Raw genomic sequence first — 260 nt, 5'->3', positions numbered from 1 at the left:
TTTATACGTGTTTGAGATTTGGTCATCTCCAATTTCCAATTTTCTTTTTCTATTTGAAATTGATAGTTCATTGCATCAATTTGAATTATTTTTTCCGTCATGTTTATCCTCTTCTCCTTTTCTTTATAACCCGTAATAACTTATTTTCACATAACTAAAAGTAAAAAATATTCTTTATAATACTTGCAAAATATCTCCATCTGTTATTTGGTGATCAATTAAACGATCATTATCTGTTAAAACAATTGACTTATTTTTCA

At 25.4% G+C, this 260-nt stretch carries 1 pseudogene; it reads right to left on the bottom strand.

Annotation, left to right across the window (positions count from 1 at the left end):
• Nucleotides 1–174: 174 nt before the first annotated feature.
• Nucleotides 175–260: pseudogene (locus tag KVT27_RS27620) on the bottom strand (EsaB/YukD family protein); the annotation flags it as partial.

The sequence above is a fragment of the Lysinibacillus sp. GbtcB16 genome (assembly GCF_019091145.1).
Classification (GTDB): Bacteria; Bacillota; Bacilli; order Bacillales_A; family Planococcaceae; genus Lysinibacillus; species Lysinibacillus fusiformis.
This window is presented reverse-complemented; position numbering and strand designations above follow the sequence as displayed.